The 858-nt window shown below is 76.9% G+C and carries 1 protein-coding gene; it reads left to right on the top strand.

Annotation, left to right across the window (positions count from 1 at the left end; all coding sequences use genetic code 11):
* Window positions 1-305 precede the first annotated feature (305 nt).
* A partial coding sequence (locus GT030_RS16945; RefSeq protein ID WP_202460183.1) for an SRPBCC family protein occupies window positions 306-858 on the top strand: 553 nt, incomplete at its 3' end.

Below are 858 nucleotides of genomic sequence, written 5' to 3'. Positions count from 1 at the left end.
CCCGCCCCCACCTCGGCCTCCGCCCCTCCACCCTGACGGACGCGGACCTGACAGCGGACGTCGCGGCGGCCCGCCTCACCCACGTACCGGGCCTACGGCCGTCGACGCTGGCGCATCCGCAGTACTGAGGAGTCCTTGAGCCGGGGCCTCCCCGCGGGTGCGTGCCCCTCGGGACCGGTCGGTTCCTCGGCGCGGGCGCGTGGCCCTGCGGGACCGGGGTCTCAGGGCGGGGGTCCGGGGGCCGGGTCTCCCGTTCGCCGCCAGGGCAGGTGCATTCCGGGGACTACTGGGTAGGCTCGGCCAACATGGAGCTCCAGGTCTTCGTTCCGGTTCCGGCCGACCGGCTCAGGGAGGCCCTCGCGGACGCCGTGAGGGTGGCCCGCGCGGTGCCGGGACTTCAGCAGGACGCCGGTGCGGCTCCCGTCGCCGGCCGCCTGAAGCTACGGGTCGGCGGACACTCGGTGACCTACCGGGGCACGCTGGCGGTGAGCCCGCGGGCGGACGGCACCTACGCGGTACGCGCGGACGGCACGGAGTCCCGCGGCGCGGGCACGGTCACCCTGTCCCTGACTCTGGCCCTGGCGCCCGCCCGGGGCGGCACGACGGTCACCGTGGGCGGCACGGCCAAGGGGGAGGGCCGCCTCGCGGAACTCCCCGCGGACGCGGTGACGACAGCGGCGAACCGGCTGCTGACGCGGACGCTGGAGACTCTGGCGGCGGGCGCGACCGAGGGCACCGGGCAGGGACAGCCGGCGGACGCGTCCGAGGGCGCTGGGCCGCAGGAGGCGGAGACCGAAGCGTCCGAGCCGGGGCAGCAGGGGCAGGGTGAGTCGGCCGGGCCGGAGCGGCAGACAGAAG

This window comes from Streptomyces sp. SID1328 (genome assembly GCF_009865595.1).
In the GTDB taxonomy this organism is placed as follows: Bacteria; Actinomycetota; Actinomycetes; order Streptomycetales; family Streptomycetaceae; genus Streptomyces; species Streptomyces griseoluteus.
This window is presented reverse-complemented; position numbering and strand designations above follow the sequence as displayed.